This window comes from Mesorhizobium sp. L-8-10 (genome assembly GCF_016756635.1).
Taxonomy (GTDB): Bacteria; Pseudomonadota; Alphaproteobacteria; order Rhizobiales; family Rhizobiaceae.
In genome coordinates this window covers 4,830,440-4,846,618 of record NZ_AP023263.1, presented here as the reverse complement: position 1 = coordinate 4,846,618, position 16,179 = coordinate 4,830,440, and the positions used below count along the sequence as shown (strand labels likewise).

At 63.8% G+C, this 16,179-nt stretch carries 13 protein-coding genes and 2 tRNA genes; 5 read left to right on the top strand and 10 right to left on the bottom strand.

Annotated elements, in window-relative coordinates; all coding sequences use genetic code 11:
* Nucleotides 1-10 precede the first annotated feature (10 nt).
* Together tuf and ilvD are read right to left on the bottom strand one after the other, a co-directional pair.
* A complete protein-coding gene (gene tuf / locus JN280_RS22315; protein ID WP_202305309.1) occupies nt 11-1,186 on the bottom strand; it encodes an elongation factor Tu in 1,176 nt (391 codons plus the stop codon).
* A 324-nt stretch (nt 1,187-1,510) separates the two neighbouring features.
* Nucleotides 1,511-3,346, bottom strand: coding sequence for a dihydroxy-acid dehydratase (gene ilvD / locus JN280_RS22310; protein ID WP_202305308.1), 1,836 nt, complete (start codon nt 3,344-3,346; stop codon nt 1,511-1,513).
* Nucleotides 3,347-3,651: 305 nt separating this feature from the next.
* Between ilvD and JN280_RS22305 the strand changes: the two genes are divergently transcribed.
* Nucleotides 3,652-3,996, top strand: coding sequence for a hypothetical protein (locus JN280_RS22305; protein WP_202305305.1), 345 nt, complete (start codon nt 3,652-3,654; stop codon nt 3,994-3,996).
* A gap of 134 nt (nt 3,997-4,130) precedes the next feature.
* Here the strand turns inward: JN280_RS22305 and JN280_RS22300 are convergent.
* Nucleotides 4,131-4,204: transfer RNA gene (locus JN280_RS22300), tRNA-Gly, on the bottom strand.
* 29 nt (nt 4,205-4,233) lie between these two features.
* Nucleotides 4,234-4,318 (bottom strand) — tRNA-Tyr (locus JN280_RS22295).
* A 200-nt stretch (nt 4,319-4,518) separates the two neighbouring features.
* Between JN280_RS22295 and JN280_RS22290 the strand changes: the two genes are divergently transcribed.
* A complete protein-coding gene (locus tag JN280_RS22290) occupies nt 4,519-5,370 on the top strand; it encodes a TrmH family RNA methyltransferase (protein ID WP_202305303.1) in 852 nt (283 codons plus the stop codon).
* A 78-nt stretch (nt 5,371-5,448) separates the two neighbouring features.
* On the opposite strand, the gene JN280_RS22285 is transcribed toward JN280_RS22290, so the two are convergent.
* From JN280_RS22285 to gcl, 3 genes are all read right to left on the bottom strand, one after another.
* Nucleotides 5,449-6,336, bottom strand: coding sequence for a 2-hydroxy-3-oxopropionate reductase (locus tag JN280_RS22285; RefSeq protein ID WP_202305300.1), 888 nt, complete (start codon nt 6,334-6,336; stop codon nt 5,449-5,451).
* Between the two features lie 278 nt (nt 6,337-6,614).
* A complete protein-coding gene (gene otnI / locus JN280_RS22280) occupies nt 6,615-7,412 on the bottom strand; it encodes a 2-oxo-tetronate isomerase (RefSeq protein ID WP_202305298.1) in 798 nt (265 codons plus the stop codon).
* Between the two features lie 13 nt (nt 7,413-7,425).
* Complete coding sequence (gene gcl / locus JN280_RS22275; protein WP_202305296.1) at nt 7,426-9,207, bottom strand: glyoxylate carboligase; 1,782 nt, start codon at nt 9,205-9,207, stop codon at nt 7,426-7,428.
* A gap of 185 nt (nt 9,208-9,392) precedes the next feature.
* Here gcl and bhcR point away from each other — a divergent pair, with 185 nt between their 5' ends.
* Nucleotides 9,393-10,220, top strand: a complete 828-nt coding sequence (gene bhcR, locus JN280_RS22270; RefSeq protein ID WP_202305294.1) for an HTH-type transcriptional regulator BhcR — start codon at nt 9,393-9,395, stop codon at nt 10,218-10,220.
* A 21-nt stretch (nt 10,221-10,241) separates the two neighbouring features.
* Here the strand turns inward: bhcR and JN280_RS22265 are convergent, their stop codons facing one another.
* Nucleotides 10,242-10,481, bottom strand: coding sequence for a hypothetical protein (locus tag JN280_RS22265; protein WP_202315344.1), 240 nt, complete (start codon nt 10,479-10,481; stop codon nt 10,242-10,244).
* 98 nt (nt 10,482-10,579) lie between these two features.
* Between JN280_RS22265 and JN280_RS22260 the strand changes: the two genes are divergently transcribed.
* Both JN280_RS22260 and JN280_RS22255 read left to right on the top strand, forming a co-directional pair.
* Nucleotides 10,580-12,220 carry an EAL domain-containing protein gene (locus tag JN280_RS22260; protein ID WP_202305292.1) on the top strand — a complete coding sequence of 547 codons (1,641 nt, stop codon included), beginning with the start codon at nt 10,580-10,582 and terminating at the stop codon, nt 12,218-12,220.
* Nucleotides 12,221-12,339: 119 nt separating this feature from the next.
* Entirely contained in the window at nt 12,340-14,589 is a 2,250-nt protein-coding gene (locus JN280_RS22255; protein ID WP_202305290.1) for an adenylate/guanylate cyclase domain-containing protein, read from the top strand.
* Nucleotides 14,590-14,621: 32 nt separating this feature from the next.
* On the opposite strand, the gene JN280_RS22250 is transcribed toward JN280_RS22255, so the two are convergent.
* A complete protein-coding gene (locus JN280_RS22250; RefSeq protein WP_202305288.1) occupies nt 14,622-15,128 on the bottom strand; it encodes a YHS domain-containing (seleno)protein in 507 nt (168 codons plus the stop codon).
* Nucleotides 15,129-15,170: 42 nt separating this feature from the next.
* Nucleotides 15,171-15,761 carry an ankyrin repeat domain-containing protein gene (locus JN280_RS22245; RefSeq protein ID WP_244741898.1) on the bottom strand — a complete coding sequence of 197 codons (591 nt, stop codon included), beginning with the start codon at nt 15,759-15,761 and terminating at the stop codon, nt 15,171-15,173.
* Nucleotides 15,762-16,179 lie beyond the last annotated feature (418 nt).

The following is a 16,179-nucleotide window of genomic DNA, read 5'->3' as shown; positions in this document are numbered from 1 at the left end:
CTGATTTCGATCACTCGGTGATCGACACCACGATACCAGCGCCGACGGTGCGGCCGCCTTCGCGGATGGCGAAGCGCAGCTTCTCTTCCATGGCGATCGGCACGATCAGCTCGACGTCGACCGTGATGTTGTCGCCCGGCATCACCATCTCGGTGCCTTCGGGAAGCTTCACGATGCCGGTCACATCCGTCGTGCGGAAATAGAACTGCGGACGGTAGTTGGTGAAGAACGGCGTATGACGGCCGCCCTCTTCCTTCGTCAGGATGTAGGCCTCGGCCTTGAACTTCGTGTGCGGCGTCACCGAACCCGGCTTGCACAGGATCTGGCCGCGCTCCACACCCTCACGGTCGACGCCGCGCAGCAGCGCGCCGATGTTGTCGCCCGCCTGGCCCTGGTCGAGCAGCTTGCGGAACATCTCCACGCCGGTCACCGTCGTCGACGTCGTCGGACGGATGCCGACGATCTCGACCGTCTCGCCGACCTTGATGATGCCGCGCTCGACGCGCCCCGTCACCACCGTGCCGCGGCCCGAGATCGAGAACACGTCCTCGATCGGCATCAGGAACGGCTGGTCGATCGGACGGTTCGGCGTCGGGATGTAGCGGTCGACCTCTTCCATCAGCTTGCGGATCGCGTCCTCGCCGATCTCCTTGTTGGAGTCCTCGAGCGCGGCAAGCGCGGAGCCCTTCACGATCGGAATGTCGTCGCCGGGGAACTCGTTCTTCGACAACAGCTCGCGAACCTCGAGCTCGACCAACTCCAGCAGCTCGGCGTCGTCGACCTGGTCGACCTTGTTCAGGAACACCACGATCGAGGGAACGCCGACCTGGCGGGCCAGCAGGATGTGCTCGCGCGTCTGCGGCATCGGGCCGTCGGCGGCCGAAACGACCAGGATCGCGCCGTCCATCTGCGCCGCACCCGTGATCATGTTCTTCACATAGTCGGCGTGGCCGGGGCAGTCGACATGCGCGTAGTGCCGGTTCGGCGTCTCGTACTCGACATGCGCCGTCGAGATCGTGATGCCGCGCGCCTTCTCCTCGGGCGCAGCGTCGATCTGGTCGTACGGCTTGTACTCGCCGAAGAACTTCGTGATCGCAGCCGTCAGCGACGTCTTCCCGTGGTCGACGTGACCGATCGTTCCAATGTTCACATGAGGCTTCGTACGCTCGAATTTACCTTTGGCCATAGTCTCTTCCTTGGGCGGCTTGGGCTTCAGTTCGGTCCTGAGTGCGGGCGATTAGCGACAAAGGCCGAAAAACACAAGCATCTTTTGGCGACGGCGCCCGACCGTCGGGACCGAACCGTCGACCGGGATGGAATATGGAACCGATGTAGGCATCCCGCGTTCCGGGGCAAGGGCCTCCACCACCCCTGATCTGCTCCTGTCGGTCGCTCATGAAGAACGACCGCTCCCGGACCGAAACGCGTGGCCCGGAAACGGGAAAGCCGAAACCTGGCTGACGAGCCAGGCGGGCGCCGCGTGTTCGGTGCCCGCTACCTTCCATTCCCGTTATTCCGGCAACTGGCGCACAGCGCCTTTCGCCGCGCTGGTGGCGAAGGCCGCATAGGCCTTGAGCGCGGTCGTCACCCGGCGCTCCCGCTTTTCCGCGGGCTTCCAGCCGGCCGCATCCTGGGCCGCGCGACGGCGCGCGATCTCGTCATCGGCGACCGCGAGATTGACCGTCCGGTTCGGGATGTCGATCTCGATGAGGTCGCCCTCGCGGACGAGCCCGATGACGCCGCCCTCGGCCGCCTCGGGTGAGACATGGCCGATGGATAGGCCCGACGTTCCGCCCGAGAAGCGCCCGTCGGTGATGAGCGCGCAGGCTTTGCCGAGGCCCTTCGATTTCAGATAGCTCGTCGGATAGAGCATTTCCTGCATGCCGGGCCCACCACGTGGTCCCTCGTAGCGGATCACCACCACGTCGCCCGGATTGATCTTGTTCGACAGAATCGCCTTCACCGTCGCGTCCTGGCTCTCGAAGACCCGCGCCGGACCGGAAAATTTGAGAATGCTCTCGTCGACGCCGGCCGTCTTCACGATGCAGCCGTCGATGGCCAGATTACCCTTGAGCACGGCCAGCCCGCCGTCGCGCGAAAAAGGATGCTCGGCGTTGCGGATGACACCGGCCTCGCGGTCGAGATCGAGATCGTCCCAGCGCCGCTCCTGGCTGAAGGCAACCTGCGTCGGCACACCCCCGGGCGCGGCCAGGAAGAAGTCGCGGACCTTCTGGCTCTTGGTCTGCGCGATGTCCCAATGCTCGATCGCCTTGCCGATCGACTCGGAATGGACGGTCGGCAAGTCGCGATTGAGAAGGCCGGCGCGGTCGAGTTCGCCGAGGATGGCGTAGATGCCGCCTGCGCGATGCACATCCTCCATGTGCACGTCGGACTTGGCCGGTGCGACCTTGCACAGCACAGGCACCTTGCGCGATAGCCGGTCGATGTCGGCCATGGTGAAATCCAGCTCCGCCTCATGCGCGGCCGCCAGTATGTGGAGCACGGTGTTGGTCGAGCCGCCCATGGCGATGTCGAGCGCCATGGCATTCTCGAACGCGCCCTTCGAGGCGATCGTTCGCGGCAAGGCGCTCTCGTCGTCCTGCTCGTAGTAGCGGCGGGCCAGATCGACGACCAGATGCCCCGCCTCGACAAACAGGCGCTTGCGGTCGGCATGGGTGGCGAGCGTCGAGCCGTTGCCCGGAAGCGACAGGCCGAGCGCCTCGGTCAGGCAGTTCATGGAATTGGCGGTGAACATGCCGGAGCAAGATCCGCAGGTCGGGCAGGCCGAACGCTCGATCACCTTGACGTCTTCGTCGTTCACCCGATCGTCGGCCGCCGCCACCATGGCGTCGACGAGGTCGAGCGCGTGGGTCTTGCCAGCAAGCACCACCTTGCCGGCCTCCATCGGACCACCCGAGACGAACACCGTCGGGATGTTGAGCCTCAGCGCCGCCATCAGCATGCCGGGCGTGATCTTGTCGCAGTTGGAGATGCAGACCATGGCGTCGGCGCAATGGGCATTGACCATGTATTCGACCGAATCCGCGATGATCTCGCGCGACGGCAGCGAATAGAGCATGCCGTCATGGCCCATGGCGATGCCGTCATCGACGGCGATGGTGTTGAACTCCTTGGCGACGCCGCCTGCCGCCTCGATCTCGCGAGCGACGAGCTGGCCGAGGTCCTTGAGGTGTACATGGCCCGGCACGAACTGGGTGAAGGAGTTGACCACAGCAATGATCGGCTTGCCGAAATCGGCGTCCTTCATGCCGGTGGCGCGCCAGAGGCCGCGCGCGCCGGCCATGTTGCGTCCGTGCGTGGTGGTGCGTGAGCGATAAGCGGGCATGTCTTCCAATCTCGAGCGTTTGTCGACACGAGATTTACTTGCGGTCCGGCGTCGATGTCCAGACCGCAAGCATTGGCGAAGGCCCCCCTGGCGCAGGCATCGGCCCGAGAGAAGGATATCGGCGCCGCCGGGCGGATAGCCGTCCTGCCGCATACCGCCTCGCAAACGCAGCCTCGGGTAAGGGCATCGGGCACGCATTGGCATATGGTGTCCATGCAGCTTCCGGGCTACGATGCGCGAACAGATGCACATCGCCATCGGAGCGCGATCCCCGCTCCGATCACGGTTCCAGGAAAGGGCCGACGATGACCGTGTATGTGGCTGAAATCGCCCAGCGCGCGATCTTCGCCTTCGATGCCGCGAACAGCCAGGCGGCAGAGGAGCGGCTGGCAGACAGGGAATTCCTCGGGGACTTGTACGTGCTCCAGAGCAATGCTCAGCCGCTTTGGGACGGAAAATCCGAAATCCACTTGCGGGAAGCGCTTCCTGGAGAGGTCGAGGCCTGGGAAGCCGGCCGCGAAGCCGCCAGCCTGTCCCGCGTCTTCCTGGTCCCTGTCGTAGATCCCTTGAAGTTCGTGGATCCCGAAGACGTCGACCCCTACGACGACCTCGATGACGATGATGACGATTTCGATGACGACCGCGATTGACCGCTGATGGGGTTCGCCCTTCGGCGACGTCCCGAACATCTGCGACGACGGGCGGGGAAGCCGAGGCGGTGGAGCGGCGCTGAAACGCCGCTTATGATCGACTAAGGAACAGCAACATTTTCAAAAGGATGCCTTGGAGCGGGTAGCGGGAATCGAACCCGCATATTCAGCTTGGAAGGCTGCTGCTCTACCATTGAGCTATACCCGCGTCGCGTTCCAAGGCTTCCGGGCCGGCAGTGGTGGAGAGGGTTGGATTCGAACCAACGTAGGCTGAGCCAACGGATTTACAGTCCGTCCCCTTTAACCACTCGGGCACCTCTCCAGTCTGCCGCCGGAGCCATGCAACGAGGCATTTTCGCGGGGTTCGGGTGTCGGCCGAAGCCTTCCTCAAATCCGCGATGCGCCTTATGGCGACAAGCCTCCGGGCTGTCAACCACGCCAGGCACAAACAATCGGGAATTTCCACGATGCCGGTTCCGGCCGCCATATCCAAGGGCACGTAGCGCCGCTATAGAAGTCGCCATGAGCAAGGACAACAAAACCGGCACGCCCAAGGACACACACTATGCCCGGCTGCGCCGCGCCCATCGCGACTTCAAGAGCGGTGGTGCGCCGCGGCCGCGCCCCGTGGTGGCACCCGCGGAACATCCTGCCGACGGGCTGGTGCGGCTCTATGGCCTCCATACAGTGCGGGCAGCGCTCGACAATCCCAGGCGCAGGATCCGCAAGCTGCTGGTGACGCGCAACGCCCAGGAACGGCTGGGAATCGCCGACCTCGCCGCCCTGCCCTTCGAGAGCGAGCTCGTCGAACCCAGGGCGATCGACAGAATCACCGGCAGCGAGGCGGTGCACCAGGGCGCCCTCCTCGAGGCGGAGCCGTTGAAGCCGAAGGCGCTGTCGGCGCTCGGCGAAACGCCGCTGGTCATCGTGCTCGACCAGGTGACCGATCCCCACAATGTCGGCGCCGTCATGCGCTCGGCCGTGGCCTTCGGCGCCGGGGCGCTGATCACCACGTCGCGGCACAGCCCGCATGAATCGGGCGTGCTGGCGAAATCGGCTTCCGGCGCGCTCGAACATATCGACCTGATCGAGGTGAAGAATCTCGCCGATGCGCTCGGCCAGCTCCACGAGGCCGGCTTCCGGACGATCGGCCTCGATTCGGACGGGCCGGCCGAGCTGGAGGCAACCTTCGCCGGCGGCCGCATCGCTCTGGTGCTGGGCGCGGAAGGCAAGGGCCTGCGTCAGAAAACGCGCGAAACGGTGACCGCGCTCGCGCGGCTCGACATACCCGGCGCCATCCGCTCGCTCAACGTGTCGAATGCGGCGGCCGTCGCGCTCTATGCGGCAAGGAAATTCCTAGCGAGTAGCGAGTAGCAACTGGGTCTTGCCTCTCGCGCAAGCCCTTTCTTCTTCCCCTATTCGCTACTGGCTATTCGCTATTCGCTAATACTCTCATTGACCCAACTGATGCCCAGCCATACGCTCCAACGCCCGCACCAGCGCCGAGTGATCCTCCTTCGCTCCGCCATTCGCGGCGCAGGAGTTGAAGAGCTGCTGCGTGGTCGAGGTGTTCGGCAGCGAGACGCCGAGCGCCCTCGCCCCTTCCAGCGCGAGGTTCAGATCCTTCTGGTGCAGTTCGATGCGGAAGCCAGGCGCGAAGGTGCGCTTGACCATGCGCTCCCCGTGCACTTCGAGGATGCGTGAAGCGGCAAGCCCGCCCATCAACGCCTGACGTACCTTTGCGGGATCGGCGCCCGCCTTGGAAGCGAAGACCAGGGCCTCGGCGACCGCCTCGATGGTGAGCGCCACGACGATCTGGTTGGCCACCTTGGTGGTCTGGCCGACCCCGTTGTCGCCGACCAGCGTTATGTTCTTGCCCATCTTCTCGAAGACAGGCTTCGCCCGCGTGAAGGCGGCCTCGCTGCCGCCGACCATGATCGTCAGCGATGCAGCCTTGGCGCCGACCTCGCCGCCAGAAACCGGAGCGTCGAGATAGTCGCAGCCGAGCGCGTTGATCTGTCGCGCGAACTCCTTCGTCTCGATCGGCGACATCGAACTCATGTCGATGACGAGCTTGCCCCTGGCGAGGCCGGCAGCGACACCGCCCTCTCCGAACAGCACCTCGCGCACCTGCGGCGTGTCGGGCACCATCGTGATGACGATTTCGGCCGCCCGCGCGACCGCGTCATGTCCGCTGACGATCTTCAGTCCCTTGTCCACCAGCCATTGCGGCGGCCGGCTGCGATGATCGCTGGCGACGACAGGATAGCCCGCGTCGAGAAGATGTCCCGCCATCGGCGCCCCCATGATGCCGAGCCCGATGAAGCCGATCGTTTCCATTGTCGTGTCCTTTCAAGAATGTCTGCGACGCCTCGCCTGCCTGGCTTTCCTCCCAAAAGATGGACGGCCGAGCGAGAATCTCAAACCATCGGCGCCGCCCCCTCATCCGGCTGCCGCCACGACAGCGCTCATTCTCCAGCCTCGACGATTGGCGAAACCGCCAAAGGCAGCGGTCTTCTCCCGCTTGCGGCGAGAAGGTGGCGGCAGCCGGATGAGGGGCAGCGCGACGATCGAAGTTGAAGGTCTATGCTACCAAGAAATGCGCAGCGTGCCTCGACCTAAGCCGCCGCACTCCCCTTGCCCCTGAAGCCTTCGAACCAGCCGAGCCCGGCATCCGTGCCCGCCTTGGGCTTGTATTCGGCGCCCACCCAGCCTGCATAACCCAGCCGGTCGAGATGCGCATAAAGGAACGGATAGTTGATCTCGCCCGTCCCCGGCTCGTGACGGCCGGGATTGTCCGCGAGCTGGATATGCGCGATGCGGCCGAGATTTTCCTCGATCGTCCGGGCGAGATCCCCCTCCATGACCTGCATGTGATAGATGTCGTATTGCAGATAAAGGTTGTCCGACCCGACGCGGTCGATGACGTCCAGCGCCTGCCGCGACGTGTTCAGGAAGAAACCCGGAATGTCGCGGGTGTTGATCGGCTCGATCAGCAGCCGGATGCCGGCCTCCTTCAGCCTGGCGGCCGCGTAGTTGAGGTTGGCGACGAAGACCGCCTCGAGTTCCTCGCGGCCGATGCCATCAGGCGCGATACCGGCGAGGCAGTTGACCTGCGGACACTCCAGCGCCTTGGCGTAGAGGATGGCGGTGTCGACGCCGCGGCGAAACTCGTCGGTGCGGTCGGGCAGCACGGCGATCCCGCGCTCGCCCTTGCCCCAGTCGCCCGGGGGCAGGTTGAACAGCGCCTGTGTCAGCCCGTTCTTCTTGAGCCTTGCCGCGACGACTTCGGGCGCATGGTCGTAGGGGCCGACATATTCGACCGCGGAGAAGCCCGCTTGCGCGGCCGCTTCGAAGCGGTCGAGAAAATCGTGCTCGGTGAAGAGCATGGAGAGATTGGCTGAAAAGCGCGGCATGTTCCTGGTCCTCTCAGTCGAGCAGCGCGATGGCCGTCGGCGCGTCCTCGTTCTTTTCGGCGAGTTCCTCGAACTCCACGATAGCGTCGATCTCGGTACCCATCGAGACGTTGGTCACGCGTTCCAGAATGAATTCGAGCACGACCGGCACCTGATATCGTTCCATCAGTTGCCGCGCCTCCTTGAAGGCGCCGGCGAACTCCTCCGGCTTCTTCACCCGGATGGCCTTGCAGCCCATCGCCTCGGCGACCGCGACATGGTCGACGCCGTAACCCGGTTCGGCGTCGCCGGTACGATTGATGTTCTCGAAGGCGAGGCTGACCTCGAAATCCATGGCGAAACCGCGCTGGGCCTGGCGGATCAGGCCGAGATAGGCGTTGTTCACGACGACATGGATGTAGGGCAGCTTGTGCTGGGCGCCGACGGCCAGTTCCTCGATCAGGAACTGGAAGTCGTAGTCGCCCGAGAGCGCCACGATTTCACGCGCGGGATCGGCGGCACGCACGCCCAGTGCAGCCGGCAGCGTCCAGCCGAGCGGTCCGGCCTGACCGCAATTGATCCAGTTCCGCGGCTTGTAGACGTGCAGGAACTGCGCGCCCGCGATCTGGCTCAGCCCGATGGTCGAGACATAGCAGGTGTCCCGGCCAAAGGCCTTGTTCATCTCCTCATAGACGCGCTGCGGCTTCAGCGGCACCTGGTCGAAATGCGTCTTGCGCTTCATCGTCTTCTTGCGCTCACGGCATTCTTTCGACCAGTCGGCCCAGTTGCGCAGCCTCCCGGCCAGGCGCCAGTCGGTGGCGACGTCGAGCAGCACCTTCAGCGCCGCGCCGGCATCGGACACCACGCCGAAATCGGGCGCAAAGACACGGCCGATCTGTGTCGGCTCGATATCGACATGGATGAACTTCTTGCCGGCCGTATATTTCTCGACCGATCCGGTGTGGCGGTTCGCCCAGCGATTGCCGATGCCGAACACGAAGTCGGCAGCGAGCATGGTGGCGTTGCCGTAGCGATGCGACGTCTGCAGGCCGCACATGCCGGCCATCAGCCGATGGTCATCCGGGATGGCGCCCCAGCCCATCAGCGTCGGAACGACGGGCACGCCGGTGATTTCGGCGAATTCGATCAGCAGATCCGAGGCATCGGCGTTGATGATGCCGCCGCCGGCGACGATCAGCGGCCGCTCGGCCCCGTTCAGCATCGCCAGCGCCTTCTCGGCCTGGGCGCGCGTCATCGCCGGTTTCGAGACCGGCAGCGGCTCGTAGGTCTCGATGTCGAATTCGATCTCGGCCAGTTGCACATCGAGCGGCAGGTCGATGAGAACCGGACCGGGGCGGCCCGAGCGCATCAGATGGAACGCCTTCTGCAACGCCATCGGCACCTGGTAGGGCTCCATCACGGTCACGGCCCATTTGGAGACGGGGCCTGCGATCGCAGCGATGTCGACGGCCTGGAAGTCTTCCTTGGTCAGCCTGGCGCGCGGCGCCTGTCCGGTGATACACAGGATGGGGATCGAATCCGCCGACGCCGAATAGAGCCCGGTGATCATATCGGTGCCGGCCGGACCTGATGTGCCGATGCACAGCCCGATATTGCCGGCCTTGGCGCGTGTATAACCTTCGGCCATATGCGAGGCCGCCTCCACATGACGCGCCAGGATATGGCGGATCGTGCCCCTCGCCTTCAGTGCCGAGTAGAGCGGATTGATAGCGGCGCCCGGCACACCGAACGCCGCCGAGATCCCTTCCTTTTCGAGCACGAGAACCGCCGCGTCGACGGCGCGCATTCTGGCCATGGGCCTCCCTCCGTTTCCGGTTTTGGTGATGACCGGAGCATGCCAGCAGCCTCGTCATTTTTCAATTTTTCCAAAATAATTTTCCAAATAGCGAAAAATTCGGCTACAAATTGATTCCCAACGGTTTTTGGTTTTTCAGCATCAACCCATTTCCATGCCTCGAAAAATTTTTTTATAGTGAGGAAATGGAAATGACCGAAAAACGACAGCGCGGACGCCCTCGCTCCTTCAATGCGCCGGCAGATGCAGGCTCCGTCCAGTCGCTCGACCGGGCGCTGCGCATCCTTGCCGTCGTTGCCGAAGGGAACGGCCTGTCACTGAGCGAGGTGGCGTCCCGGACCGGGCTCGCCGCTTCCACCGCCTATCGCATGCTGACCACGCTGGAGAACCACGCGATGGTCGAGTTCGACCGTACCGACCAGCTATGGTCGATCGGCGTCGGCACTTATCGGATCGGCTCCGCCTTCCTGCGGCGCCGCAAGCTGGCCGATCGCGCGCGCCCTCTGATGCAGGAACTGATGGAGAAGACCGGAGAGACGGCAAATCTCGGTGTCGCGGAGGACGACTGCGTGGTCTTCGTCAGCCAGGTGGAGACCCATCAGGCGATCCGGGCTTTCTTCCGCCCCGGCACGCGCAGCCCCTTCCATGCCTCCGGGATCGGCAAGGCGATCCTCGCGCATCTGCCGCGAGAGCGTGTCGCGGCGGTCGTCCGAGGCGCGGGGCTCAAAGCCTATACGCACAAGACGCTGGCCGACGCGTCGGCGCTCGGCCGCGACCTCGACGAGATCGCGTCGCGTGGCTGGTCGGTCGACGACGAGGAACGACACCCGGGAATGCGCTGCGTCGCGGCGGCGATCTTCAACGAGTTCGCGGAGCCGGTCGCAGGAATCTCGGTTTCCGGGCCGACCGTGCGCGTGACGGTCGAGCGGCTCGCCGAGCTCGGGCCATTGGTGCATGGCGCGGCGGCCGAGGTGACGCGGCTGATCGGCGGTACGACGCCGCCGGCCGGTTGAGCACAAAGCGCGGCCAGCGCCTCAGCCGATCCCGGTCACGTGACGGAGATAGAACGCAAGCGCCACGAAACCCAGCGCGAACATAATGCCGCTCCAGTCGAGGGACCTCGACCTCGCCCAGCCTATGACCTGACGGGCCCAGAACCAGACGAGAACGACAAGAAGCGTGATGACGACGAGCCTGATCATGACGAGCCCCGGCGAAAGCCGGGCATCCTTGCCCGGCCCCCAGCTTATCCCTCGCCGGTTTGGCGAATTCATGTCCGGCCGGACCCACCACTCGGGCCGACGTCATCGGCGTCGGGATTAACCAGGCCTTGAAGAATGTCGTGTCCAATAGGGCGGGGTTAGGACATGCCATGGCGAAGCTCGTCAGCGTTTTCATATCCGCGGGCCATCGCCGGCTCATCGTCGCCGTGATCTGGGCAGCCGCTTTCGCTTTCGTGCTTGGCCTGATCGGCATTGTCGCCGCGCGCCAGATCGGCATCGTCATGCGCGCCGAGATCGGCAGCGCGCTCGAGCGTTTCGAGCGCCTCGACGAGAATGTCCGCAACACCTTCGCCATGCTGCACAAGGATGTGACCGCCGAACCCTGCTCACCCGCGTTCGGCAGCCAGTTGCGCAAGGTCGCCTTCCTGCCCGATGGCCTCAGCGAGTTCATCTATGCCCCTGACGGCGTCGTCCGGTGTTCGATATCGGCACCACGTCTCGTCGCGCCGGTTGCGCTGGGCACGCCCGACATCACGGCGGACAGTGTGGCGATATGGCTCGACCGCGATCTGGGTTTCCTGAGGCTCGATGGGCTGCACGGAACGATTGCGCTGAGCGAGCCTTTCGCCGTGGTGGTTCCGAAGCAACAGATCGTCACGCCGTTTCATCCATGGGTGGAGCTGGAGACAGGTCTTGCCGCGCCGGACAATTCCTGGTGGCATCGCAGCGGCACTCCCGGGATCAACGAGCATGACGAAAACCGGCTCGCGTCCGGCTCCGCCTGGTCGCCGCTCCACGCCGGAGCATTCGTCCTGCGCCAGTGCGGCAGGTCCGGCCTGCAATGCGTGGCCGCAAGGGCCAGGCTCGCGGACATTCTCGCAGCGGAATGGAAGCGTTTCCTGGTCGCCCTCGTCGGCGCGGCCCTGGTCGCGGCATGGGTCGCAGCCCAGGGCAGCAGGCTGATCCGCGCCTACTGGTCGCTCGAAGCGCGCTTCCGCCGCCATCTGGACGCGGGCTCGATCGTTCTGGCCTATCAGCCGATAATCCATCTGGAGAGCGGCAGGGTTTCGGGTTGCGAGGTGCTGGCCCGATGGCGCGATGTCGACGACACGATCCTCTTTCCCGATGCATTCATCGGCATCGTCGAACGCTACGATCTGACTCGGCGCTTCACCAGCCTTGTCGCGCAGCGCGCCTTCGAGGAGCTTTCCTCGCTGCCTGACCAGGTACGGCTCCGGGTCAACTTCAACATTTTCCCGCGCGATCTCGACGGCGACACGCTTCGGGAGATCTTCTCGATCTTCGACCAGGCCCGGGAACGCTTCGAGATCACCCTGGAAATCGTCGAAAGCGGCGCCATCCAGGCCGACAGCGCGCAACGCGAGATCGAGGAACTCAGGCGCGCCGGCATCGACATCTATATCGACGACTTCGGCGCCGGCTATTCCAACATGGCCAACCTGGCGACGCTGTCCGTCGACGGGGTGAAACTCGACAGGGCCTTCGCGCTTGCGCCCGACGGCAGCCTGACGGCGCAAATGCTCGTGCACGCTGTCGAGATGATACGAGCCACCGGTAGGGCCATGGTGATCGAGGGCGTCGAGACGGCGGAACGCCTGGCGCAGTTGCGCCGCTGGGCGACGCCGCTCGATCACGCCCAGGGCTATTTCATCTCGCGGCCGCTGGCGATCGACCGCTTTGCCGCGTTCCTGGCCGACCACGAGCCGCAGCCAGCCTCCATCGAGGCGACCGCCATCGCCGGTCCCGGCGCTTCCAGGATCGTCGCCTGAAACAGGCGGCGCACCGCGACGCCCAAACAGCGGCGAAGTATTCGCGGATGGCGCTACTGGCAGCTGTCATGGATTTTCCAGTGTCCGTCAGGTAATCTCCCGTCCAGGGAGAATTGCGCATGGAACGTCGGCTGGCCGCGGTCCTTGCCTTCGACATGGTAGGCTACTCGCGCCTCACAGGTGTGGACGAGCAGCTGACTCTGGCGACGTTCCGAAGGCATCGCAGCGATATTTTCGATCCGCGCGCCGCCCAATATCACGGCCGGGTGGCTGCTCTTGTCGGCGATGGCGCGATGATGGAGTTCGCGAGCGTCGTGGACTCCGTCTGCTTCGCGGTTGAAGTGCAGCTGGCGCTGCGCGCGGAGAACTCCGGCATCCCCGAAGACCGGCAGTACCGGTACCGTATCGGCATCAACATCGGCGACATCGTCCACGAGAATGGAGACATCTATGGCGACGGCGTGAATGTCGCGAAACGCACCGAGGAACTGGCCGATGCGGGCGGCATCAACCTCTCGGGCACGGCCTTCAGCCAGGTCAAGGGCAAGCTCGACCTCACCTTCGAAAACCTCGGGGAAAAGCGCGTCAAGAACATCTCCGATCCCGTCACCATGTACCGCATCAGGCTCGACGAAAAAGCCGAGGCTCTGATGACCCCGGTCGTGAAGGTTCCGCCACCCTCGCCTGCGGTCGCCGCAGCCGGCGGCTCTTCTCGCCCCATTCTCGCCGCCACGGCTATCGCCATGCTGCTTCTGGTGTCGGCCGGCGGCTTGCTTTGGTGGCAACCATGGAGGTCAAGCCCAGCGGTGACCGTCGAGCGGGTCGCATACCCGCTCCCGGACAAGCCCTCCATTGCCGTGTTGCCCTTCATCAATGTCAGCAGTGACGACGAACATGATCATCTTGCCGAGGGCTTGACCGACGACCTCATCACCGAACTGTCGAAAGTGTCGGGCCTCTTCGTCATAGCGCGGCATTCTGTCTTCGCGCTCCGGAATTCGGCCGACAAGATCCAGGAGATTGCGGCCGAACTCGGGGTCCATTTCGTCCTCGAAGGCACGCTGCAACAGGCAGGCACGCGGCTCAGGATAAATGTCAAGCTGATCGACGCCCTGACCGGGCTTTCCATGTGGGCTGAACGTTATGACCGCGAATATGCCGACATCTTCGCAGTCCAGGACGAGGTGATCGGCAAGATCATCTCCGCGCTTGCGGTGAAGTTGAGCGATGGCGAACGCGACCATCTTGCGCGCATCCCTACGGCGAATCTCGAGGCCTACGACTACTATCTGCGGGCAGAGCACGAGGGATTCCTGTACAGCGACGTCGAGACCTATCGTCGAACATTATCCTTCTATCAAAAGGCGATCGACCTCGACCCGACCTTTGCCGAGGCCCATGCCGGCATTGCCCGCATTGCGGTCGATGTCTGGCGCAACGACTACAACTTCCTCTGGTCTGCCGCCGTAGCGCGCAAGATCGCCTATGACGCGGCGGGGCAAGCCTTGAAGTTCGACCCCGACAACGCTCGCGCGCACACCGTCCTCGCTCTTCTGCAACTCGTCGACGGCCGCCAGGCCGAGGCGATCGACTCGGCGAACAGGGCGGTCGAACTGCAGCCGAACGATGTAGAGGCATTCTGCAACCTGGCCCTGATTCTGGCCCAGGCGGGCAGGCACGACCAGGCACTGACGGCACTGGACAAGTCGCTCCGGCTCGAACCGACGCCGCCGCCCAGCTTCAAGCTGCTCGCCGGCGTCGTCTATTATCTGGGGCGCGACAACGAGCGAGCAGTCCGGATGCTGGCCGCAGCGGCCGACGCGCTGCCCAGAGCCGAACCCGCCCATGAATATCTGGCCGCGGCTTATGTCCAGCGAGGCGACAGCCAGGAAGGCAGGGATCAGGCGGCGAAGCTGCTCGAGCTGTTTCCCGACAGCAATCTGACCTACTACAGCTATCTCTACGACTACTGGACCGAAGATGCTCGTCTGTACCACCTCGCCGGTCTCGGCAAGGCCGGCATTCCGGAATGGCCGTTCGGCTTCAACGGAAAAGAGGCCGATCGGCTGGGCGGGCCCGATTTGGCGCAGTTGGCCGATGGCAAGACCTGGATCGGCAAGCACAAGAACGGGACTGACTTCATGCAGTTCTTCGGCGAGGGCGGGAACACTGCCTACCGCAGCGCCAACACCAACATCACCGGGACCTTCGAGATCCACGGCGACAGGCTCTGCGAAAAGTTCGAAGGCTATTTCCTGGACCGCCTCGCCTGCGGCTATGTGTACCGCAATACCGGCGCGGAAGAGCCCGGCATGGGCTATGTCCATGTCACACCGATGTCGCTGAAGTTCTTCTCGCTCGGCAGCTGACGCTGTAAACCCTGGTCCGGCTATTCCCGAACCTACTGGGCGCTTTCGCGAGCCTTCTCCGCGACGAGCGCCTGCTCGACCTCGGGCCAGTGTTTCTTGGAATCGACGACCTTCTCCGGGGTCTTTTCGAAGCCTTCCGCCGTTCCGGGATCGTAGCTCAGATAGAGCTTGCCCTCGATGATGCGCCAGGCCTTCGGATCGATATTGGTGGTGATCGTTCCGAACGAAACGCCGTCGGCGCAATAGCCGCCATATTGCGGGGCATATTTGACCGGATCGGCCTTGAAGATGTCGCGGTTTTCGGCGCTGACGAAATGCCAGTCCGCACCCAGCCAACGATAGGTGAATTCGGGCGAGCCCTGGACCGCCTCGTTCTGGGTGAAATAGCTCACCGGGTCGTAGCCCTTGATGGCCACATTGCCGAAATAGCCCGTATTCACAACCTCGTCGGCCGAGGCGGTCTGGACGACGGACGCCAGCAACGCGATCGAAAAGGCCCCGCACGCCGCCGCCGAGGCGAGCCTGCTTGATCTGAACATGGTTACCTCCGTGGCTCGGCCACGCTTCCGTCGAAGCGGGCGCTATTGCCGCTTGGTGCACTCCGCATAGAGCCGGTCGCCGACCAGATCCGCTTTCTGGCAGACCGCGCCTGCCTTCATGAGCAGATCGGCGGCATCCCAGTGGTCGCGCCATCCGGCCTGGCTGAGGGGCGTATAGCCGTTTCGCTCCTGCGCCTCGACCTCGGCCTTGTTCGCCAGCAGAAACGCCACGACTTCGGCATGGCCTTCCTCGGCGGCAGCATGTAGCGGCGACATCTTGTAGAAATTCGCCGTATCGTTCACTGCCGCGCCCTTGGCGACGAGCAGTTCTATAACATCCATGTTTCCGCCATATGCCGCCGCATGCAGCGCCGTCAGTCCATGTTTGTTTCTGATTTCGATGTCGGCGCCGCGCTCCAACAGCAATGCCACGACACCGGCGCGTCCGGCCAGGGATGCGATGATAAGAGCCGGATCGCCGGCTTCATCGAGTTCAGCGACGACTACGCCCTGGTCAAGCAATTGCCGGACGCGATCGACATCACCTTGACGCGCCGCATCGTGCAGCGGGCCGGCCAAGGCGGACGACGTGATGACAACCAACCCGATCACAGCGCCAAGAAGAGATTTCACGGCAAATCCTCCACCCCGACGCCTGTCGGGAACAGGAACGATTTATGGAATCTTATCACGCGCGATCGAACTGAAGCAATAATACAAAGGAAATAGGATTCTTCCCAGTTCCTATATATCGACAATTGCAATCACCTGATCGTTCGCGCAACCGGATCTCAAATATCGCGATCAAACTGAGGGCAATATACTCGCGAAAATCTCAACGGATGCACGACATGATGGCAGAGGGAGGAACCCCACTAACCATGAGGCTCCTTGGCCGGGTCGGGTTCATGGGGTCGCGGGTGCGGCCACCTGCCTCCTGTTCGTAGATCGCGTTCAGGGCGCCTGAGTTCGCCGCTGGCCGCCCTCGGTCAAGATCGCAGTGACGCAAGCCATGAAATATGCTTGTGTCTTATCAAGGTGCGATCGGTCG